We start from the raw sequence: 21,931 nt of genomic DNA, 5'->3' as shown, positions 1-21,931 counted from the left end.
GATGGACGACAACACGCCCGCCCCGGGCACCGAAGATGCCGCGCCCACGCGGGCGCCGGTGCAAAGTCGCCTGACGCAAAACGCGCCGCTCGCCCCACTGGTCTGGTTCAAGTCGGGCGGGCCGGCCGAATGGCTGTTCGAGCCCGCCAATGTCGACGATCTGGCCAAGTTCCTGGCGAACCTTGACCCCGCGGTACCAGTGATGCCGCTCGGTCTCGGGTCCAACCTGATCGTCCGCGACGGCGGCGTACCGGGGGTGGTCGTGCGCCTGGGCAAGCCCTTCGCGAAGGTCGAGGCGATCGACGCCACCACGCTCCGCTGCGGCGGCGGCGCCAGCGGCATCCTGGTGTCGTCCACCGCGCGCGACGCAGGCGTCGCCGGCGTCGAATTCCTCCGCTCGATCCCCGGGACTGTCGGCGGCTTTGTGCGCATGAACGGCGGCGCTTATGGCCGCGAGACGGCTGACATCCTGGTCGAATGCGACGTGGTGCTTCGCTCTGGCGAACAAGTGACGCTGCCCGCCGCCGACCTTCATTACAGCTATCGCCATTCGGAACTGCCCGACGGCGCGATCGTCGTCGGTGCGACGTTCCGCGGCGAACCCGGCGATCCCGTCGCGATCCAGGCCGAGATGGACCGCATCGCCGCCAGCCGGGAGGCGTCGCAGCCGCTTCGTTCCAAGACCGGCGGCTCGACCTTCAAGAATCCGCCCGGCCACAAGGCCTGGGCGCTCGTCGACGAGGCCGGCTGCCGGGGCCTGCGCCGCGGCGACGCTCAGGTCAGCGAGAAACATACCAACTTCCTGCTCAATCTCGGGCAGGCGACCAGCACCGATATCGAGGCGCTGGGCGAAGACGTGCGTCGGCGCGTGAAGGAGAAGAGCGGCGTGACCCTCGAATGGGAAATCCAGCGTGTGGGGGTGGCATCGTGAGCCAATTGCATATCGTCGTGCTGATGGGCGGCTGGTCGGCGGAACGCGAAGTCTCGCTCTCGTCCGGCGCCGGCATCGCCGATGCGCTCGAGTCGCTCGGCCACCGCGTCACCCGGATCGACATGGATCGCAATGTCGCCATGCGGCTGGCTGAGGCGGCGCCCGATCTCGTGTTCAACGCGCTCCACGGCACGCCGGGCGAGGATGGCTCGATCCAGGGCCTGATGGACATCATGGGGCTGCGCTATACCCACAGCGGGCTCGCCACTTCGGTCATCGCGATTGACAAGGTGCTGACGAAGCAGGCGCTGGTGCCGCAGGGGATTCCCATGCCCGGCGGGCGCATCGTCACGACCGAGGAGCTCCACCTCGCCGATCCGCTGCCGCGTCCTTATGTGCTGAAACCGGTAAATGAAGGCTCGTCGGTCGGCGTCGCGATCGTCACCGCGGAGAGCAATTATGGCGACCCGATCAGTCGCGACGCCAAAGGGCCGTGGCAGGAATTCGATTCGCTTCTCGCCGAACCCTATGTGCGCGGCCGCGAACTCACCACCGCCGTGCTCGGCGACAAGGCGCTAGGCGTCACCGAATTGCGCCCGAAGCTGGGCTGGTACGACTACGAGTCCAAGTACACCGACGGGCTGACCGAGCACATCTTCCCCGCGCCGGTTCCGGATGAGATCACCCAGGCGTGCAAGGCGCTGGCCCTGCGCGCGCACGAGCTGCTGGGCTGCAAGGGGTGCAGCCGCGCCGATTTCCGCTGGGACGACGAGCGCGGCGTCGAGGGTCTGTTCCTGCTGGAGGTGAATACCCAACCCGGCATGACACCGCTCAGCCTGGTGCCCGAGCAGGCGCGCCACCTCGGTATCAGCTATCCCGAACTCGTCCAGGCGATCGTCGACGAAGCGATGAAGGAAGAGGTGAGGGGATGAGCCGCTCGATCACCCGCGGCGCGCCGCAGCGCCGGCCGACGGTGCGGCGCGGCCCGCCGAAGAAGTCGCTCGGCGACCGGCTGATCGCGGCCTTGCCGCTCAGCGAAGCCGCTCTGCGCCGCGCGGTCACATGGTCGATCCTTGGGCTCGGCGGCGCTGCGGCGCTCGCCACTGCTTCCTGGTTCGGCGTGCCGGCGACCATTGGCACCGCCGTGGCAGACAGCACGGGCCGGCTCGGCCTCAATGTCGAGGGCGTCGACATCACCGGCATCAAGCGAATGAACCGGGAAACGGTCTATGCCGTCGCGCTGGAGGATCAGCCAAAGGCGATGCTGCGCGTCGACCTCAACCTCATTCGCGATCGGCTGCTCGCCTATGGCTGGATCGCCGACGCCTATGTCTCGCGCCGGCTGCCCGATCGCTTGCTCATCCATATCGTCGAGCGGGAACCCGCGGCAATCTGGCAAAATGGCGGCCAGTTGACGCTGATCGATGCGAAGGGCGTGCCGCTGGAGCCAGTTGATCGCAACAATATGCCCGATCTGCCGCTCGTGATCGGCCCCGGCGCGGATCGGCAGGAGGCGAATTATCAGCGTCTGCTCGCTGCCGCACCGGCGCTGAAGCCGCGGATCAAGGCGGCAAGCTGGGTCGGAAATCGCCGTTGGGATCTCACCTTCGACACTGGCGAGACACTGGCCTTGCCGCAGGAAGGTGCCGCCGCCGCGCTGGTCAAGTTCGCTGAGCTTGATGGCGCCCGCTCGCTGCTGGGCAAAGGGTGGCTGCGCTTCGACATGCGCGACCCGGCGAAGCTGGTGGCGCGAAAACCTGGGACGGATATGGAGCAGCCGGTGCCGGAATCCGGCGCGGGTGCCGGCGCGGGACCCGCTATCCAGAGCGCGCGACTGGCACGGATCGACGAAGTCTAGAATACGGGCAAATCGGCCACATTCTCGGGGCAGGGAACAGGGGTACAGGGTATGGCGAAAGCGGCACCGGAAGGCATCATCACCGCGCTCGATATCGGTACGTCGAAGGTATCCGCGATGATCGCCCAGCGCGGCGATGGCGGCGAACTGGTAGTGCTGGGTACTGGCCAGCGCGAATCGAAAGGCGTGAAGCGCGGCTATATCGCCGACATGGCGCTGACCGAGGTCGCCGTGCGCGAGGCGGTTGCACAGGCCGAGCGGATTGCCGGCTTCAACATCGAGAATGTCTGGGCTGGCTTCTCCGCCGGCGGGCTGGTCAGCGATGAGGCGTTCATCGAGGTGGAGCTGAACGGCCACCGGATCGAGCAGCAGGATATCGACGCACTGTTGCAGGAGGGCCGCTCCGCGATCGACCCGCAGGGCCGCATGGTACTCCACGCGCAGCCGGCGCTCTACACGCTCGACGGCCTCACCGGCGTGAAGAAGCCGCTCGGTCTTCATGCCGATCGCCTCGGCGTCCACATCCATGTCATCGCCGCCGATGGATCGCCGGTCCGCAATCTCGACCTCACCGTCCGCTCGGCGCACCTGGAGGTGAAGTCGATTATCGCCTCGCCGATCGCTACCGGGCTCGCTTGCCTCAGCGAGGAGGAGCGCGACCTTGGCGTCGCACTGGTAGAGATCGGTGCGGGGATGACCAACGTCTCGCTGTTCGCTGGCGGGATGCTGGTCGGGCTGAAATCGATCCCAGTTGGGGCGTGCGACATCACCGACGATATCGCCTCTGCCTTTGGCACCTCGCGCAGCCAGGCGGAGCGGATGAAGTGCTTCCACGGCTCGGCCAACGCGAGCCCGCGCGACAATCACGAGATGATCGCGGTTCGGCCCGGTCGCGCGGACGACGACACCGATCCGCTGCAGATCACCAAGGCGGCGCTGATCTCGGTGATCCGCACCCGGCTGGAACATTTGATCAACGAGGTGCAGGTCGCGCTGAAGGAGCTGAAGTTCGAAGGCCCAGTTGGTCGTCAGGTGGTTCTCACCGGCGGCGGTGCGGAGCTGAAGGGCATCGCCGATTACGCGCAGCAGGTGCTTGGCCGCACCGTGCGCGTCGGCCGCCCGCGCGGCCTTGTCGGTCTGCCCGACGCTCATGGCGGACCCGGTTTTGCGACCCTCGCTGGGCTTGCGTTCTTCGCCGCCTCCGATCCCGTCGATCTGCGCGGCTTGGTGCCGCAGCAGCAGATGGTGGTGCGGCAGAAGGGGCTCGGCGCGCTGAAGCGTTTGTTCCAGGCGGCGAAGGCAAATTATTGATTGCGCGACGCTGCTTTTGCGCTGGCACGCAGCGTCGTGATGCTGCACTAAGATTAATGGCGATGACGGGCCAGTGTTTCGTGCCCGAAATGACGGAGTAAATTGGCGATGGGCATCGAATTCATTGCACCCGACGTGGACGAGCTTACCCCGAAGATTGCCGTGATCGGCGTCGGTGGTGCTGGTGGCAACGCGATTGCCAACATGATGCGTGCCGATGTGCAGGGCGTCGAGTTTCTCGTCGCGAACACCGATGCGCAGGCGCTGAAGCAGTCGATCGCGCCGCAGAAGATCCAGCTGGGAGCAAAGATCACCCAGGGTCTTGGTGCAGGCAGCCGGCCGGAGATCGGCCGTGCAGCGGCCGAGGAAACGATCGAGCAGGTGGCAAAGCTGCTCGAGGGCGCGCACATGTGCTTTATCGCGGCCGGGATGGGCGGCGGTACCGGCACGGGCGCCGCACCGGTCATCGCCAAGGCTGCGCGCGACATGGGCATCCTGACCGTGGGCGTCGTGACCAAGCCGTTCGCCTTTGAGGGCAAGCGTCGCGGAAAGTCGGCCGACCAAGGCATCGAGGAACTGCAGAAGTTCGTCGACACGCTGATCGTCATCCCGAACCAGAACCTGTTCCTGATCGCCAATGCCAACACCACCTTCAAGCAGGCGTTCGAGCTTGCTGACGAGGTGCTGCAGCAGGGCGTTCGTGGCATCACCGACCTGATGGTCATGCCTGGCCTCATCAACCTCGATTTCGCCGACGTTCGTTCGGTGATGCAGGAGATGGGCAAGGCGATGATGGGTACGGGCGAGGCGGACGGCGACGACCGTGCGCTGGTGGCCGCGCAGAAGGCGATCGCCAATCCGTTGCTCGACGGTGTGTCGATGCAGGGCGCGAAGGGAGTCATCATCTCGATCACGGGTGGCGAGGACATGCGCCTGCTCGAAGTGGACGAGGCGGCGAACCACATTCGCGAACTGGTCGATCCCGAAGCCAACATCATCTGGGGTTCGGCGTTCAATCCTGAGCTGGAAGGCCGGATTCGCGTTTCCGTGGTCGCCACGGGGATCGAGGCGATGCCGCAGAGCGAAACGCCGGAGGCAGAGCCTGCGCGCGCGTTCAGCTTCTCGGCACCGCGCCGTACCGATACGCCGGCACCGGCTGCTGCGGCTGCCGCCGCTGCAACGCCGGCTGCACCCGCCGCGCCGGCATCAGTGCAGGCGCCTGCACCGCAGCCCACCGGCGCGGCTGCTGGTGCGATGGCTGGTGGTGTACCGACTCCGGGCGCCACGCCCGCGGTCGAACCGTCGCCAACCGCGCGTGCGGTCGAGACCGAGGCTGCGGACGAACTGCTGCTGGGCAGCGACACGGTTGTGCCGACTCCCGCCGCATCCTCGCCCGCGTCGGGTACGCCCGCGCAGCCGCGTGTGTTCGGTGAGGAAGAACCCGCAGCCGCGCCGCGTCGTCGCTGGCTGTCGGGTGGCAGCGAGGCGGCCGAGGACGTGCCCCCGCAGCCGCGCGTGAAGCTCGGCGGCACGCTGTTCGAGCGGATGCAGAACGCCTCGCGCGGTACGCCGCGTGCGGAGGATGGCGACGGCAAGGATCCGGTCGACATTCCGCGCTTCCTGCACCGCCAGAACAACCAGTAACCAACCGAAGCTTGGGGCGGCCGGCATTCGTCGGCCGCCTCGTGCGTCTTGGCGCGGGCGGGTGCGGGACTCATTGCCCGTTCATCCCGCTTCGTCTCTAACGCAACGAGCTCATGTCTTTTTCTCGCCCTTTGATTCTTGCCGCGGCCCTCGCCGGCTCGGCTCCGGCGCTCGCGCAGAGCTTCCCGGGGCAGATGGTGCAGACCGTCCCCCGGGCGACGCCCGATGCTGATGCGCTTGCCGACGCGATGCGCCGCATCGGTGCGAATCCGCGCGACCTCAATTCGCTGATCACCGCCGGCGAGCTCTCGTTGAAGCTGGGTGACGTCAACGCCGCCGCCTCGCTGTTCAAGCGCGCCGAGAACGTCGATCCGATGAACGGCCGGGTAAAGGCCGGCATGGCACGCATCCTCGTCACTCAGCAGCGCCCGGGCGAGGCCCTGCGCTATTTCGACCAGGCGGTCGGCTACGGCCTCAGCGCCACAACGTTCGCCGGCGATCGCGGCCTTGCGTACGACCTGATCGGTGAACAGGAACGGGCCCAGCGCGATTACCGCGTCGCACTGAAGGCAGCAGACGACGAGGAAATTCAGCGCCGTTATGCGCTTTCGCTCGGCATCAGCGGGCGTCGCAAGGAAGCGCTCGATGTGATCGACGCGCAGCTGCGCCGCAATGATCGCAGCGCCTGGCGCGTGCGTGCCTTTGTTCTTGCGATGACCGGCGACGTGCCGGGCGCTCAGAAGATTGCAAGTACCATGATGCCGCAGGGGATGGGGGCAGCGCTGTCGCCGTTCTTCACCCGGCTTGAGGCGCTGCCGCCGATCGACCGAGCGTTCGCGGTCCACTTTGGCGAACTGCGCGCGACGCCGCAGCGGTTGGCTGACGCCCGCATGGCCCCTGCGCTCCCGCCTCTCGCCCCCGAGCCGCGCCCGGCGGTCCAGCTCGCAGCCGCGACTCCGGCAGCCGCCCCCGCCAAGCCGATGGACGCGCGCACCAAGCGCCGGCTTGCGCGTGAAGAGGCAAAGCGCGCCCGCGAGCTCGCCATGGCGCAGCAGCGTCAGCGCGCGGCGGACGCCCGGGCGGCCCGCTCGCGTCCAACGCGCACGACCGCGCCCGCAGTGGCCTTGGCAAGCGCGCAGCAGGCCGGGTCGGCGCCGCAATCGGCCGAAACGCTCCAGCCGCCGCGCTATGCCGGCGTGGAATTCGCCGCGTCAAAGCCGGTCGTACAGGCCCTCGCATCACCGCCGCCGGCCGCAGTAGCCAGCCGTCAACCAACACCGGCAGCACCGTACACGCCCACGCCGCAGCCCGCATGGACTCCGTCCGCGGTGCCGCCCGCGCGCACGCCCCAGCCGGCATGGAAGCCGTCTACGGTGCCGCCCGCGCGCGCGCAGGTCGCCGCAGCGCCGACACCTGCTTGGCAGCCGGCGCGGACAGCCCCGTCGACCAGCAGCGCAGCCGGCGCGTCGACCAGTTCGGTGCCCGCGCCAACGCGCTTCGTCACGACGGCACCAGCACCCGCCAGCCCGCCGCCCGCCTACGCTGCCACCGCGCGGTCGCCGGTCTCGTCTCCGCCGACCGGAACTATATCGACGGCACCCAGCGCTGCCCCCTCGTCCTACGCTGCCACGACGCGCGCGCCGGTCACCTCGCCCTCGACCACCACGGCCCTTTCGACCGCCGCCGCGCCTGGCGCCCCCTCCGCCGCCGTCGCGCCGACGCCGACGCGCCCGGCGGTCAGCGAGGATACGATCCTGGCGCGGATCATGGCCGGTATCACCATCCCCGGCGAAGAGCTTGGCGTCGCGCCCATCCGTCCGCCCGAACCGCCGCGCCCGGCCGTGTCCGCATCGGTAGGCACGACGGCGCCCGACCCGCTGCCCGCCCGCGTCGACACGCCGGCGCCAAAGCCGACACCGACGACCAGCTCGTCGCCAGCATCGGCCAAGGCAACCGTTGCGTCTCCCAAGCCGGACGTTAAACCCACGCCCGCGGCGAAGGAAAAAAAAACGCCCGCACCCGATCCCAAGAAACTCGCTGCCGAGCGCAAGGCGGCGGCCGCCAAGAAGCTTGCGGACGCGAAGAAGGCGGAAGAGACCAAAAAAGCTGCCGAGGAGGCCAAGGCCGCCAAGGCGGATCCGGCGCGAACCTGGGTCCAGGTCGCTGGCGGCGCGAACAAGGATGATCTGCCCAAAGCGTGGGCCGCGGCGCAAAAGAAGGCGGACGCGTTGAAGGGCAAGACGGCCTATACGACCCCGCTGCGCTTCACCAATCGTGTCGTGACCGGTCCGTTCAAAACCGATGCGGAGGCGCGCGAGTTCGTCAACACCCTGGCCAAACAGGGGATCTCTGCCTTCACCTTCACCAGCGAGAAGGGCCAGAAGATGACGAGGCTGCCCGCCAAGTGACGGTGCTTGCGCCCTGGGCCTCCGACCCGGCGCACAGCAGAGGCCGCCTTCATAAAGAACAAAGCAAGTCCGGGGCGGCCGGAGAGCGCGGGCCGCGCGACGATTACCAGCGCGATCGCGATCGCATCGTCCACTCGATCGCGTTCCGCCGCCTGCGTCACAAGACGCAGGTCTTTCTGGCGCCCGACGGCGATCACTTCCGCGTCCGGCTCACCCACAGTCTGGAGGTCGCCCAGATCGGCCGCACCATCGCGCGTGCCCTGGCACTGAACGAGGATCTGACCGAAGCCTTGTGCCTGGCGCACGACATCGGCCATCCGCCCTTCGGCCACGCTGGTGAAGATGCGCTAAAGGCGGCGATGATCGACGTTGGCGGGTTCGATCACAATGGCCACACGCTGCGCACACTGATGCGGATCGAGCGCGCCTATCCCCGCTTCGATGGCCTGAACCTCACCTGGGACACGCTGGAGGGGCTGGCTAAGCACAACGGCCCCGCCCGCCACCCGGGATGGGCGCTTCGGCTGGCCGATGAGGAGGCGCAGCTCGAACTGGGCACCTACGCCAGCCTCGAGGCGCAGGTCGCGGCACTGGCGGACGACATCGCCTACGACAATCATGACATTGATGATGGGTTGCGCGCCGGGCTGCTGTGCGTCGAGCAGCTTCTCGCGGTGCCGCTCGTCGCGTCCGGCTGGGATCGCGTCCGATCGCTGTTCCCCGATGTCAGCGAACGTCGCCAGGCGCGCGAACTCGTCCGCAGCCAGATCGGCGTGATGGTCAACGATCTGATCGCCGAGACGCGGGCCCGCATCGAGGGCTCCGGCGTCCAGAGCGTCGACGATGTCCGCGCCGCGGGCAGGGCACTGGTCGCCTTTTCCGATACGATGCGCACGGCCGAGCGCGACCTGAAGCGCTTCATGTACGCCAACCTGTACCACCACCCGCGCCAACTGGAGGCCGCTGAGGCTGCCCATCAGATCGTGGCGGGCCTGTTCGCCGCTTTCCGCGCTGATCCGGAGACGCTGCCCGCGGAGTGGCGGAGCACGCTGCCCGGCGATGAACCGGGCCTCAGCCGGCACATCGCCGATTACATCGCGGGCATGACCGATCGCTATGCCGTGCGCGAATATGGGCGAGTCATCGGGCCGATCGACATGCCCGAGGGCTTCTGACCGCTATTGTATCGCCGCGGCCGCGCCCGGCTTAGTTCTTCAGCCGCCACCCGCGCCGCAGCAGCGTGTAGCAGACCAGTGCCAGGACGATGTCGAGCGCCAGGATCACGGCGCTGCCCAGCGCGACCGGCGAGTCGGCGATGCCCAGGAACCCGTAGCGGAAGCCCGAGATGATGTAGAAGAACGGGTTGGCGTGGCTGATCGCCTGGAACACGGGCGACAGGCGATCGACCGAGTAGAAGGTGCCGGACAGCAGGGTCAGCGGTGCGACCACGAAATTGGTCACCGCCGCGGCGTGATCAAACTTTTCGGCCCAGATCGACGTCAGCACCCCGATCAGCGCGAGGAATACCGACCCGAGCAGCCCGAACCACAGCACCGCCAGCGGATGCGCGGGCATTACGTGCACCCCCGGCCACAGCGACATGGCCAGCCACACCGTCAGACCCACAAGGAACGCGCGAGTCACCGCGCCGCCGGTCAGCGCGGTCAGCAGCTCGGCGGTTGACAGCGGCGGCATCAGATAATCGACGATCGTGCCCTGGATCTTACCTACCAGCAGCGAGAAACTCGCGTTGGCGAAGGCATTGTTGAGCATCCCCATCACGATCAGCCCCGGCGCGACGAAATCGGCAAAGGCAACGGTGGACCCGCCGACGTGGACTTCGCTTCGTCCGCCCAACGCAACGGTGAAAATGACCAGATACAGCAAGGTGGTGATCGCCGGCGCCCACACCGTTTGCAGCTGGACCTTGAAGAACCGCCGCACCTCCTTCACATATAAGGTCTTCAGGCCGCCCCAGTTCACGTTGCGGATCAACGGAACACCAGGCGCGCTCCTGATCAAGGAACGGTGATGGTCGGCGGACGTCCGGCCAAGTGGGGGGTGGCTGCTCATCGCTTGATGGCGTAGGCGCTGCCGCCGCTCGCTGCAACCGGCGCAAGAAGTGAAGGAACGACAAGACCGATGTCCTGGACCGAGGAACGGATCGATACACTGCGCAAGATGTGGGAAGGCGGCCAGACGGCCAGCCAGATCGCAGAAGCGCTGGGCGGCGTCAGCCGTAATGCCGTGATCGGCAAGGCGCACCGGCTGGGATTGCAGTCCCGCCCGTCACCGGTCGTGTCGAAGGATGCCGAGGCGAAGGCTGCTGCGGCCGCTGCTGCGGCTGCGGCCGCGCCGGCGCCGGCACCCGAACCTGTCGTAGCCGCACCGCCTGCGCCGCCGCCGCCAGCGCCGCCGCCCCCGGCGCCACCCGCTCCGCCGCCCACCCGCGCGGCCTCGCCGACGCCGGCGGTGACGCAGGTGTCGGCGCCCAAGCCAATCACCATCACGACTCCGCTCGAACCCGAGCGGTCACCCGAGTCGATGCGCATGGTCCGATCGGTCGGGCCGGGCGGGTTCGTCCGCCAGGCACCCGGTGAGCAGCAGCCGCCCAGCTCGCCCGCGCCGCCCCGTCGACTGGTGCCGGCGAAGCCGTCGCCGGAGATCGCTGGCAAGACCAGCCTGCTCGATCTGAGCGACAAGGTCTGCAAGTGGCCGCTGGGTCATCCGGGTGAACCGGATTTCCATTTCTGCGGTGACAAGGTGAACCCGGGCTTCCCTTATTGCGTCGAGCATTGCGGCCATGCCTATCAGGCACAGTTGCCACGCCGTGATCGTCGTGCGGCGCCGCTGCCTTTCGGTGGTCCGCGCATGCGCTGAGCGATCGCTCAGGCTGAAATAAGAAAGGGCCGCGGCGAATATCCTTCGCTGCGGCCCTTTTCTTGTCCTGGATCGGTCGCTCCGCACGGCGGGGACAGATCATCGGTGACCCGGCAGCATGGGCTGCCCGGTCACCGGTGTTTCGATCAGAAGCGGTAAGCCGCCGTCGCGCGGATCGAGTGCCAGCGGAACTTGTCGTCGCTACGACGGAAGTCGGTGCCGCTGCCGTTCACCAGCAGGAACGGGTTGGTCCCAGCGGTCGTGCCGCTGTTGCCCGCACGGACGCGATAGTCGTCGTCCTTATACTGGTGGTACATATACTCGAGGCCGAGCGAGACGTTGTTCGTGAGCTTCTGCTCGATTCCGCCACCGCCGGTGATGCCCCAGTGGTTGCGCTTGCCCGATTCGGAGAAGCCGTTCACTGCATTGGTGGTGGTGAACTCACGATCGATCCGTGCGTAGCCCGGGCCGAACGTGCCGTAGAACAGCGTGCGGTTGTTCGGGGTGTAGCCCACGCGGCCGCGGATGGATGCTTCCCAGTCGATCGAGCGGGTCATGACGTACGCTGCCGGCGTGGTCGAGAATGCCGAAACGCTGTCGGTGATCTCGCTCTTACCGAACTCACCAACGGCACCGACCACCAGGCCGCCACGCTGATAGTCGTAGCCCACGCGGCCGTAATAGGCCCAGCCATCCTTGTCCTTGGCGCAACCCGCCGGGTTCGTCGGGTTCGTCGGCGACGTACCTGCAAGCGCGCGGCCGTTGCAGAAGCCGCCGACCGGCGGTGCGAACGCGTTGGTGCCGCCCGAGGTGTTCACCCCGTCGCCGAACCGGCCGTCCAGATTGGTGTCGAACAGGATCGAAGACCCACGATCGTTCGGCTGGACATCATAGCCGCCAGCTGCGCCGATATAGACGCCGGAGAAGCCGTCTTCGCCATCGGCGGACTGCGCAGAGGCGATCGACGGAGCGAAAAACGCGGCGGCAATACCCGCCAAAAACAAGGTCTTCATACGCTACCCTTTCGTTACAAACACAACAAACACATGCGGGGGCCGAACGGCGAAGCGGGTCGAAAGGATGCATGTTGACGCGTCCCGGGGCGGGATCCGCGAAAATGTGTTGCAATGCGGCAACAGGTCGCGATGCCTTCCGCCTCTGCTATATGGACGACATGGCTGATCCAGATCTGTTCCGTGCTGCCGCTCCTTCACCCGCCTATGACGCATCGTCGATCGAGGTTCTGGAGGGGTTGGAACCGGTGCGGCGGCGGCCTGGCATGTACGTCGGCGGCACTGATGAGCGCGCGCTCCATCACCTCGCCGCCGAGGTGATCGACAATGCCATGGACGAAGCGGTGGCCGGCCATGCCACCCGGATCGAAGTCACGCTGGCGCCGGGCAATCGCCTGACGGTCGTCGACAACGGCCGCGGCATTCCGGTCGATCCGCACCCGAAGTTCCCGGACAAGAGCGCGCTGGAAGTCATCCTCTCCACGCTTCACTCGGGCGGCAAGTTCGCGGGCAAGGCGTACGCCACCAGCGGCGGCTTGCACGGCGTCGGCGTGTCGGTGGTCAACGCGCTGTCATCCGATACGGTGGTCGAGGTCGCGCGCGATCGCCAGCTGTACCGTCAGCGTTTTGCGAAGGGGCAGACGCTGGGGCCGCTGGAAAATGTCGGCGCCGCGCCCAACCGCCGCGGCACGTCGGTCACTTTTACACCTGACGAGGAGATCTTCGGTCCCGATCTGCTCTTCAAGCCGGCGCGGCTTTACCGGCTCGCCCGGTCCAAGGCCTATCTGTTCGCCGGGGTCGAGATCCGCTGGAAATGCGCGCCAGAACTGATCACCGACGATACGCCGGCGGAGGCAATCTTCCAGTTCCCCGGCGGCCTCGCGGATCATCTGCGAGAACAGGTCGGCGGGCGCGAATGTGCCAACGCCGATTTCTTCACCGGCTCGCAGGATTTTCCCGGCGAGGCGGGCCGCGTCGAATGGGCGGTCGCCTGGCCACTGTGGTCCGACGGTAGCTATTCCTGGTATTGCAACACCATCCCGACCCCCGATGGCGGCACCCACGAGCAGGGCCTGCGCCAGGCGCTGGTCCGCGGCCTGCGCGCCTTTGGCGAGCTGGTGAAGGAAAAGAAGGTCAAGGATCTGACCGCCGACGACGTCATGGTTGGCAGCGAACTGATGCTCAGCGTGTTCATCCGCGAACCGCAATTCCAGTCGCAGACCAAGGACCGGCTGACCTCACCGGAGGCCGCGGGCCTCGTGGAAAAGGCCGTTCGTGACCATTTCGACCACTTTCTGACCCACAATATGGAGCGTGGCCGCGCGCTGCTGGGCTATGTTCTGGAACGTATGGACGATCGCCTCCGCCGCAAGGAGGAACGCGACGTCAAGCGCAAGACTGCGACGTCCTCCCGCAAGCTGCGCCTGCCGGGCAAGCTCACCGATTGCTCGGCCAGTGCACCCGGCGGCACTGAATTGTTCATCGTGGAAGGCGACAGCGCCGGCGGCAGCGCGAAACAGGCGCGCGACCGCAAGACGCAGGCGATCCTGCCGATCCGGGGCAAGATCCTGAACGTCGCCTCGGCTACCAGCGCGAAGATTCTCGCCAATCAGGAAATCGCTGATCTCGTCCAGGCGCTGGGCTGCGGCACCCGCAAGGAATGCCGTCCCGACAATCTGCGCTACGAACGCGTGGTCATCATGACCGACGCAGATGTCGATGGCGCACATATCGCCACCTTGCTGATGACCTTCTTCTTCCAGGAAATGCCCGATCTGGTGCGCCGCGGTCACCTCTATCTGGCGCAGCCGCCGCTCTACCGGATCACTGTGGGCGCGAAGTCGCTCTACGCCCGCGATGACGCGCACCGCGCAGAGATCGAGCGCACAGCTTTCCGCGGCAAGAAAGTGGAAGTCTCTCGGTTCAAGGGGCTGGGCGAGATGAACCCGATTCAGCTGCGCGAAACGACGATGGACCCGAAAAGCCGCAGTCTCATCCGCATCACGCTGCCGCAGGAATATGAGGAACGCGCTGGCGTGAAGGATCTGGTGGATCGTCTGATGGGTACGAACCCCGCCCATCGCTTCGCCTTTATTCAGGAGAATGCGGCGCGAATGGACGAAGAAGCGATCGACGCGTGACCCGCGGGGCGCAAGTTCCTATCTAGTATAGATGCGCAAACCGAAGGCAGGGCTACCGAGCCGCCAGCAGATCCTTGATTTCATCGCCACTAGCGACATTCCCGCCGGGAAGCGGGAAATTGCCCGTGCCTTCGGGCTGACCGCTCAGGAGAAGATCGGCCTCAAGGCGCTGCTGAAGGACATGGCCGACGAGGGGCTGATCGACAGCGCACCCGGCCGCGCGTTCCACAAGATGGGCGGTCTGCCCAAGGTGACCGTTCTGCGCATCGTCGATGTCGACGATGGCGGCAATATCTGGGCGATGCCGGATCGCTGGGAGGCGGACGTTCCCGCCCCGCGGCTTCGCGTGCGGGAACGGCGGCGCGGTGACTTGGGCGTCGGCATGCGCTTGCTTGCCCGGACCGAGGAGGTCGGCAGCGGCTGGGTCGCCCATCCCATGAAGGTGCTGGCGCCGGCGGCCGAGCAGATCATCGGCGTGCTGCGCGGCGAGGGCGACCGGCTCTGGCTCCAGGGCGTCGAAAAGAAGGAGCGGCGCGAGTTCCCCGTCTCCGACGCCGGCGGTGCGCAGGCGGGCGATCTGGTATTGGCAGAGCGTACCGGCCGTCCGCCCCGGATCACCGCGCGCGTGGTCGAGCGGCTGGGCGATCCATTTGCCCCGCGCAGCTTCTCGCTGATCGCGATCCACAAGCACGACATCCCCAATGTCTTTGATGAGGCCACGCTGCAGGAGGCCCAGCGCGTGGCCGGCCAGCCGCTGGGCGAGGGGCGGGAGGACCTCACTCATCTGCCGATCGTCGCCATCGATCCCGCCGACGCGCGTGACCATGATGACGCGATCTGGGCCGCGCCGGACGATGATCCCCTGAATGAGGGCGGCTATCGCGCGCTGATCGCGATCGCCGACGTCAGTTTCTATGTGCGGCCCGGCGGCGCGATCGATCGCGAAGCGCGGCTGCGCGGAAATTCGGTATATTTCCCGGATCGCGTCGTGCCGATGCTACCCGAGGTTCTGTCCGCCGACGTTTGCTCGCTGAAAGAGGGGCAGGACCGCGCGGCGCTGGTCTGCCATCTTCAGGTCAGCAAGGCCGGCACGCTCAAGTCCTGGCGCTTCTCGCGTGCGGTGGTCCGGATCGCGCAGAACATCGCCTATGAGGATGCGCAGGCTGCCATCGACGCGGATTCGCCGCTGCCGCTGCAATCGGGCCGTGACGACGCCTCATCGCCCGCTGCCGGCGACGGTGACGATCGGCAGATCCTGGCCGCGCTGAAGGACCTCTGGGCCTGCTGGTCGCTTCTCGCCGCTGCGCGTGACAAGCGGGAGCCACTCGCGCTCGATCTGCCCGAACGGCAGGTGGCGTTGGACGAAAAGGGCCGCCTGCTGTCGGTCGCACCGCGTGAGCGACTGGATTCGCACCGGCTGGTCGAGGATTACATGATCGCTGCCAATGTGGCGGCTGCCAAGGCGCTGGAGGCGAAGAAGGCGCCGGTCATGTACCGCGTCCACGAGCCGCCCGCTCGCGCCAAGCTGGTCGCGCTCAAGGAGTATCTCGACACCTTCGACGTGCCCTTCGCGCTGGGCCAGGTGGTCAAGCCGGCGACCTTCAACCGGATCATCGAGCGGATCGGCGACGCGGACTTCCGTCCGCAGGTGATGGAGCAGATCCTGCGCTCGCAGACTCAGGCCTATTACGCGCCCGCCAATCACGGCCACTTCGGCCTGTCGCTCGGCTCCTATGGCCACTTCACCTCGCCGATCCGGCGCTATGCCGATCTTCTCGTCCATCGCTCGCTCTCCAGCGCCTATGGGCTCGGCCCCGGCGGGCTGAACGGCGACGAGGATTTCGAGCGGCTGGGCGAGACGATCAGCAAGCTCGAGCGGCGCGCGATGGAGGCTGAACGCGAAACCATCGATCGGTACGTCGCTGCCTTCCTCGCTGAGCGCGTTGGGGAGCTAGTCGATGCGCGCATCACTGGCATCCAGAACTTCGGCTTCTTCGCTACTGTGGAGGGCGTCGGCGGTGACGGGCTGATGCCGATCAGCGATCTCGGGAACGAATATTTCCGCTACGACGAAACCGGCCAGCGCCTGGTCGGCGAAACCAGCGGTGAGGAATATACGCTGGGGATGCGGCTGAAACTGCGGCTGGCGGATGCGAACCCGGTCTCCGGCGCGCTTCGCTTCGAACTGGAGGAAGGGAAAGGCGGTCGCCCGCAGCGGCGCGACGGCACGAAACCGAATGCGCCGCGCGTGCTGAAGCGTCGCGGCCGGCCGGGCAACATCCGGCACAAGGGGGGAAAACGATAATGGCGAACATCGTGATGCGCCTGGGGGAGCGTTATACCACCCGCGCGCAAAATCGGCTGGTGGAGCGGCTGCGCGCCGCCGGTGCGATCAAGCCGGCGAATGCGACCAGGATGGAGCAGTTAAGCGGCCGCGAGGCGCGGCTGCTCGCCCGGATGGTTCAGTTCCGCGCCGTGGTGGCGGAGGGGGATGATCGTTACTGGCTCGATGAGCGCACCCTGATCCATTTCCGCAAGGAAGAACTGGCGCGGATGCTGGGCGCGGTGGCGGTCGCGGGGTTTGCCGCGGCAGGGGCACTCGCCCTCGGGCGCTGACGTCTCGAAGATACCTCACAGGATGGATGTCGCAGGCGGGTGGCCCCGCCTGCGACATCCCGTGACTCAGCCGGCGGTAAAGGTCAGGCCGGCATTGGCGATCAGGCGCTCGCGCAACGCCCCGCCCATCAATGCGCCTGGCGTCCAGATGCCGCCGTCGCCCTCGACATCGCGCACCAGGCACAAGGCGCTTTCGGCCAGCATCTTGCTGGTCGAACCATAGCCGGGGTCGCGATCGCCGGTGACGACCGCATCGATGCGCGTGCCGTCGGGCATCAGGCCGATGAACAGCACGTCGTAATGGCCGGCCTCCCGCTCTTCCTTGGATGGGCCCTCGCCGGGCTTCGGCCCCTTGTCGTCGGCGAACGGGTTCAGCTTCGTCAGCGCTTCCGCCGCCGCCTTGCCCATTTCGCCAAGGCCAGTGACGACCATCTCATCATAGACGAAATCGGCGCCATACCGCTGCGCGAGCAGGAAATTGGTACGGTGGACATTCTTGGTGTTGATCGGCGCCATGACGAAGGGGGCGACCCATGCGTCGATCGCGTTGTCGAATTCGGGGATCAGCCCGGTCGGCTGATGCGGTCCCTTATGGCCCGGTGTGAGCGCGAACGGGCTGGCGAGCAGGGGTACGAGCGACGGGTCGCGCGCCGCTGCCGCCAGCGTGGCCTTCAGGCTCGCCGCCGTGCCGCCCGAGAACGTGCCCTTCATCGTGCGCACGCGGCATTTCACGCGCGGCGCCGGACGATCGAACCGCTCGATTGCCGCTTCCTGCAGCGTCAGCACGCCGAGGTCGAACGGGATCGAATCGAACCCGCAGGAGAAGACGATGCGTGCGCCCGTGCGCTTCGCCTCGGCTTCATGCGCGTCGATCATCTGGCGCATCCACGCCGGCTCGCCGCACAGGTCGACATAGGCGGTCCCCGTGGCGGCGCAGGCCGCCACCAGATCGCTGCCATACAGCTGATACGGCCCGACGGTGCTGATCACCACATCAGTCCGCTCGCACATCGCGCGCAGCGATGACGGATCGTCGGCGTTGGCGGTGATCAATGGCACATCGGCCCCGATCCCCATCTCCCTGCGGACTTCCTCAAGCTTGGTGAGCGAACGCCCCGCCATCGCCCAGCGTACGCCGGTCGGATAGGTCTGCGCGATATATTCGGCCACCAGGCGCCCGGTGTAGCCGGTCGCGCCATAGACGATCACGTCGAAGTCGGTCGTCATCATGTCTCTCCTATGCGGCTTCACTGAACTGGAGGCTGGCGAGGCGAGCATACAGGCCGCTGCGGGCCATTAGCGACGCATGATTGCCCTGCTCGACGATCCGCCCCCCGTCCATCACGATGATGCGATTGGCCGCTCGTACCGTGGCGAGTCGATGGGCAATGACCAAAGTGGTGCGATCCGCCATCAACCGCTCGAGCGCTTCCTGCACCAGCCGCTCGCTCTCGGCATCCAGCGCGCTGGTCGCCTCGTCGAGCAGGAGGATCGGCGCATCGCGCAGTAGCGCGCGCGCAATCGCAACCCGTTGCCGCTGGCCGCCCGATAGACGGGCGCCGCCTTCGCCAAGGAATGTGTCGAGCCCGTCGGGAAGGTCGCGCAGGAATGCCGCGGCATTGGCCGCCTCCGCCGCCGCCCACAATTCGGCGTCGCTGGCCTCCCAGCGGCCGTAGCGCAGATTGTCGCGGGCGGACGCGCCGAAGATCACCGTTTCCTGCGGCACCATGGCGATTCGGGCGCGAATGGCGGCGGGATCGGCGTCGCGCAGGTCGACACCATCAACCATCAGGCGGCCGTTCGACGGATCGTAGAAGCGCTGAAGCAACTGGAACAAGGTGGTCTTGCCCGCCCCCGAGGGGCCCACCAGCGCCACCGTCTCACCAGGCGACACGGCCAGCGAGAAATCGTGCAGCGCGGCGGTGTCTGGTCGCGTGGGATAGCGGAATTCGACATGCTCGAATGTCACCGCGCCTTGCGGCGGCTCGGGCAGCGCTACCGGGGTTGCCGGCGCGGCAATCTCTGGCGTCTCCGACAGCAGTTCCGCCAGCCGTCCGGCCGCCCCGGCGCCGCGCAGCAACTCGCCATATACTTCGGTCAGCGCGCCAAACGCGCCGGCGACGATCCCGCCCGTCAGGACGAACGCAGCGATCGACCCGCCCGAGATGCGCCCCGCGGCCACGTCCGTCGCGCCTTCCCACAACACCAGCGTGATCGATCCGAAGACCAGCGCGATGACGATCGCGGTCATGAGCGCACGCAGCATGATGCGCTTCTGCGCGGCCACCATGGTCGCTTCGACCGCGCCGGTGAAGCGGTCGCTCTCGCGCTTCTCCTGCCCGAATGCCTGGACGATCTTCATCGCGCCCAGCGTCTCGGTCACCATCGACCCCACGTCGGCGACCCGGTCCTGCGACGTGCGCGAATAGGTGCGGACCCGCCGCCCCAGCAGCATGATCGGCAGGATCACCAGCGGGATGCCGAGGCACAGCAGCCCTGCCAGTTTGGGTGAGATCGCGAACAGGTAGATCAGCCCGCCGATCCCGGTGAACGCGTTGCGCAGCGCGACCGACACGGTAGTGCCGACCACCATCTCGATCTGCGCCGTGTCGGCGGTCATGCGCGAGGCGATCTCCGACGGGCGATTTTCCTCGAAGAAGCGCGGGCTGAGGCTCAGCAAATGGCGCTGCACCGTCTCGCGGATGTCCGCCACCACTCGCTCACCCAGCCAGGAGACGAAGTAGAACCGGATCGCCGTGCCGATCGCCAGCACAGCGACGATCATCAGCATATAATGGAACGCGCTGGCCACCGCTGCGCCGCCATCTGCCGCGAAGCCGCGGTCGATGATCCGTTTGAAGCTGTACGGGATCGCGATCGTCGCCGCCGAGGTTACCGCCAGCGCGGCCCAGGCGGCAGCGATCTGCAACGGATATCGCTTCGCGTGCCGCCACACGAGGGCGAGGTTGCCGATCCGGCGGGTTGGTTGCGGCTCCACCGACGCTTTGCTGGCCATGCGCGGCACCTAGCAGCCGGGCCGGTGTGGCTCAACGGCCACCATCTTGTTCAATCGGATCAATGCTTCGTTGTGCGGGTGCACAATAGCTATATGGTGCCGGAGCGATCGTTGCGTTTGAGGATACCCGATGCTCTACGATGCCTATGAGTTCCAGCGTTCGCTGCTCGCAGGGGCCAGCGTAATGGCCAATCTTGGCGCGGGAATGCTTCAGAACCCGGCAAACCCATTCGCCTATTTCGGCGGCGGGCAGATCATGGCCTCCGCGCTCGAGGTGTTCGCCCATGCTGCGGCTGCGCGGGGCAAGCCGGCGTTCGGGCTGGACCATACGACGATCGACGGTCGCGACGTGCCGGTGCACGAGGAGATCGTACTCCAATTACCGTTCGGGCAGTTGAAGCGGTTCGTGCGTGAGGGGGTGGAGAGCGGCCCCCGGCTGCTGATCGTGGCGCCGATGTCGGGGCATTTCGCGACGCTGCTGCGCGGCACGGTGGAACGGATGCTGCCGTTCGCTGACGTCTATATCACCGACTGGCGCGACGCGAAGATGGTGCCGGTGGCGGACGGCCAGTTCGATCTCGACGATTACGTCGATTATCTGGTCGCGTTTCTGGAGAAGATCGGCCCCGGCGCGCACATGCTCGCGGTCTGCCAGCCGTCAGTGCCCAGCTACGCCGCCGCATGTCTGATGAGCGCGGACGATCACCCCTGTCGCCCGCGCACGCTGACGATGATGGGCGGCCCGATCGATACGCGTGAGGCGCCCACCGCGGTCAATACGCTGGCGACCGAGCGGCCGCACGCATGGTTCGAACAGAATGTCATCGCAACGGTGCCGGCGACTTACCCGGGCGCGGGGCGGCGGGTGTATCCCGGCTTCCTGCAGCTCACCGGCTTCATGACGATGAACCTTGGCAATCACATGATGAGCCATTGGGAAATGTTCAAACATCTCGTCCGCGGTGACGGCGAAAGCGCGGACGCGACCAAGGATTTCTACGACGAATATCGCTCCGTCTGCGACATGACGGCGGAATATTACATGCAGACGATCGATCAGGTGTTCCAGGCGCATGCCCTGCCGCGCGGCGTGATGACTCACCGCGGGCGCGCGGTCGATCCGGCAGCGATCACGGACATCGGCATTCTGGCGATCGAGGGCGAGCGCGACGATATCTCGGGGCTTGGCCAGACGAAGGCGGCGCTGACGATCGCGACGCAGCTGCCGGAAGAGAAGAAGCGTTACTATATGGCCGAAGGCGTCGGCCATTACGGCATTTTCAACGGATCAAAGTGGCGTGATCGGATCGCGCCGATCGTCGAGGAGTGGATCGCCGCCCACGATTGACGGGGCGGCGACGCAAAGGCGGAAGGGGCGGTCGAAACCGCCCCGCGGGCCTCAGGCGACCGAGCCCACCTTGGCGTGGCTCGAGGATTCGGAGGAGTTGATCGTGCCGCCGAACAGCATCTTCAGCCGCCCGCCGATCGATACGTCGGTTTCCCACAGTTCAGCTGAGGTGATGTCGAAGCGGTTCAGCCGCGCATCGGCCTTGCCGTTCGGGAACCAGGCCTCGACCTGATTGTCCCACAATTTGTCGAAAGTCGCCTGATCGGTCTCCTGCGAGACGCGGCCGGCGAGGCAGGCAAAGAAGTCATGACCCTTGCCGACGAATTGCGCCATGGCCTCACCACCCTTGGCGATGCGATTGTCGTGCGCGGAGAAGATGAACAGCGTGTTCGGCTGCGCTTCGTCAAGCTTCACGCTCATCGGTTCGGAATGCTGGCCGTCCATCAGGCCAATCATCACATAGGGGCTGTCTTCAAGCTTCTTCAGGAACGTTTCGGCGACTTCCTGCGGACTGTCCTTATCGGCCATGCGACTCTCTCCTGCTTTGGATCAAGCCGAAGAACGAGGCGCGACACGGTTGGTTGCGCCGCCGCGTCACGCGGCCAGCGGGCGCACAAACAAAAGCCCCGGTCGCTGCGGCGACCGGGGCTTCTGATGATCGGTCATGGCAGCGTTGGGGCGGGCTCAATCGGCCGCCCCGACGCTGGGGATCACAGGACTTCGAACAGGCCTGCTGCGCCCATGCCGCCGCCAACGCACATCGTG

Annotated in this window: 17 protein-coding genes; 12 read left to right on the top strand and 5 right to left on the bottom strand. The window is 66.7% G+C overall.

Features of this window, described 5'->3' with window-relative positions; genetic code table 11:
• Window position 1 precedes the first annotated feature (1 nt).
• From murB to K0S66_RS09560, 7 genes are all read left to right on the top strand, one after another.
• Window positions 2–931, top strand: coding sequence for a UDP-N-acetylmuramate dehydrogenase (murB, locus tag K0S66_RS09590; RefSeq protein WP_301075131.1), 930 nt, complete (start codon window positions 2–4; stop codon window positions 929–931).
• Window positions 898–1,863: a D-alanine--D-alanine ligase gene (locus K0S66_RS09585; RefSeq protein ID WP_301075130.1), complete on the top strand. Its 966-nt coding sequence runs from the start codon at window positions 898–900 to the stop codon at window positions 1,861–1,863. The genes murB and K0S66_RS09585 overlap by 34 nt, the downstream gene beginning before the upstream one ends.
• Window positions 1,860–2,789: a cell division protein FtsQ/DivIB gene (locus K0S66_RS09580; protein WP_301075129.1), complete on the top strand. Its 930-nt coding sequence runs from the start codon at window positions 1,860–1,862 to the stop codon at window positions 2,787–2,789. The genes K0S66_RS09585 and K0S66_RS09580 overlap by 4 nt, the downstream gene beginning before the upstream one ends.
• A 51-nt stretch (window positions 2,790–2,840) precedes the next feature.
• The gene (gene ftsA / locus K0S66_RS09575; protein ID WP_301075128.1) at window positions 2,841–4,100 is read left to right on the top strand and encodes a cell division protein FtsA; all 1,260 of its coding nucleotides are present in this window, start codon (window positions 2,841–2,843) and stop codon (window positions 4,098–4,100) included.
• A gap of 108 nt (window positions 4,101–4,208) precedes the next feature.
• Window positions 4,209–5,744 carry a cell division protein FtsZ gene (gene ftsZ, locus K0S66_RS09570; RefSeq protein ID WP_301075127.1) on the top strand — a complete coding sequence of 512 codons (1,536 nt, stop codon included), beginning with the start codon at window positions 4,209–4,211 and terminating at the stop codon, window positions 5,742–5,744.
• Between the two features lie 131 nt (window positions 5,745–5,875).
• The gene (locus K0S66_RS09565) at window positions 5,876–8,152 is read left to right on the top strand and encodes an SPOR domain-containing protein (protein WP_301075126.1); all 2,277 of its coding nucleotides are present in this window, start codon (window positions 5,876–5,878) and stop codon (window positions 8,150–8,152) included.
• Window positions 8,149–9,327 carry a deoxyguanosinetriphosphate triphosphohydrolase gene (locus tag K0S66_RS09560; RefSeq protein WP_301075125.1) on the top strand — a complete coding sequence of 393 codons (1,179 nt, stop codon included), beginning with the start codon at window positions 8,149–8,151 and terminating at the stop codon, window positions 9,325–9,327. Before K0S66_RS09565 ends, K0S66_RS09560 begins: the two co-directional genes overlap by 4 nt.
• Before the next feature lie 31 nt (window positions 9,328–9,358).
• On the opposite strand, the gene K0S66_RS09555 is transcribed toward K0S66_RS09560, so the two are convergent.
• Complete coding sequence (locus tag K0S66_RS09555; protein WP_301075124.1) at window positions 9,359–10,225, bottom strand: ABC transporter permease; 867 nt, start codon at window positions 10,223–10,225, stop codon at window positions 9,359–9,361.
• A gap of 69 nt (window positions 10,226–10,294) precedes the next feature.
• Here K0S66_RS09555 and K0S66_RS09550 point away from each other — a divergent pair, with 69 nt between their 5' ends.
• On the top strand, window positions 10,295–11,032 hold the full coding sequence (locus tag K0S66_RS09550; RefSeq protein WP_301075123.1) for a GcrA family cell cycle regulator: 738 nt from the start codon (window positions 10,295–10,297) through the stop codon (window positions 11,030–11,032).
• Window positions 11,033–11,178: 146 nt separating this feature from the next.
• On the opposite strand, the gene K0S66_RS09545 is transcribed toward K0S66_RS09550, so the two are convergent.
• Window positions 11,179–12,045 (bottom strand): outer membrane beta-barrel protein, encoded by an 867-nt coding sequence (locus K0S66_RS09545; protein ID WP_301075122.1) that lies wholly within the window; start codon window positions 12,043–12,045, stop codon window positions 11,179–11,181.
• A 161-nt stretch (window positions 12,046–12,206) separates the two neighbouring features.
• Here K0S66_RS09545 and parE point away from each other — a divergent pair, with 161 nt between their 5' ends.
• The 3 genes from parE to K0S66_RS09530 are packed head-to-tail and all read left to right on the top strand — an operon-like array spanning window position 12,207 to window position 16,802.
• Window positions 12,207–14,186, top strand: a complete 1,980-nt coding sequence (gene parE, locus K0S66_RS09540; RefSeq protein ID WP_301075121.1) for a DNA topoisomerase IV subunit B — start codon at window positions 12,207–12,209, stop codon at window positions 14,184–14,186.
• 31 nt (window positions 14,187–14,217) lie between these two features.
• A complete protein-coding gene (locus K0S66_RS09535; protein WP_301075120.1) occupies window positions 14,218–16,491 on the top strand; it encodes a VacB/RNase II family 3'-5' exoribonuclease in 2,274 nt (757 codons plus the stop codon).
• Window positions 16,491–16,802, top strand: a complete 312-nt coding sequence (locus tag K0S66_RS09530; protein ID WP_301075119.1) for a hypothetical protein — start codon at window positions 16,491–16,493, stop codon at window positions 16,800–16,802. The genes K0S66_RS09535 and K0S66_RS09530 overlap by 1 nt, the downstream gene beginning before the upstream one ends.
• A 66-nt stretch (window positions 16,803–16,868) precedes the next feature.
• Here K0S66_RS09530 and K0S66_RS09525 read toward each other — a convergent pair whose 3' ends face one another.
• Together K0S66_RS09525 and K0S66_RS09520 are read right to left on the bottom strand one after the other, a co-directional pair.
• Window positions 16,869–18,029, bottom strand: coding sequence for a saccharopine dehydrogenase NADP-binding domain-containing protein (locus K0S66_RS09525; protein WP_301075118.1), 1,161 nt, complete (start codon window positions 18,027–18,029; stop codon window positions 16,869–16,871).
• A gap of 10 nt (window positions 18,030–18,039) precedes the next feature.
• The gene (locus K0S66_RS09520) at window positions 18,040–19,818 is read right to left on the bottom strand and encodes an ABC transporter transmembrane domain-containing protein (protein ID WP_301075117.1); all 1,779 of its coding nucleotides are present in this window, start codon (window positions 19,816–19,818) and stop codon (window positions 18,040–18,042) included.
• A 130-nt stretch (window positions 19,819–19,948) separates the two neighbouring features.
• Between K0S66_RS09520 and phaZ the strand changes: the two genes are divergently transcribed.
• Window positions 19,949–21,166, top strand: coding sequence for a polyhydroxyalkanoate depolymerase (phaZ, locus tag K0S66_RS09515; protein WP_301075116.1), 1,218 nt, complete (start codon window positions 19,949–19,951; stop codon window positions 21,164–21,166).
• Window positions 21,167–21,217: 51 nt separating this feature from the next.
• Here the strand turns inward: phaZ and K0S66_RS09510 are convergent, their stop codons facing one another.
• Window positions 21,218–21,694, bottom strand: a complete 477-nt coding sequence (locus K0S66_RS09510) for a pyridoxamine 5'-phosphate oxidase family protein (protein WP_301075115.1) — start codon at window positions 21,692–21,694, stop codon at window positions 21,218–21,220.
• Between the last annotated feature and the right edge of the window lie 237 nt (window positions 21,695–21,931).

This window comes from Sphingomonas sp., assembly GCF_029239295.1.
Taxonomy (GTDB): Bacteria; Pseudomonadota; Alphaproteobacteria; order Sphingomonadales; family Sphingomonadaceae; genus Sphingomonas.
This window is presented reverse-complemented; position numbering and strand designations above follow the sequence as displayed.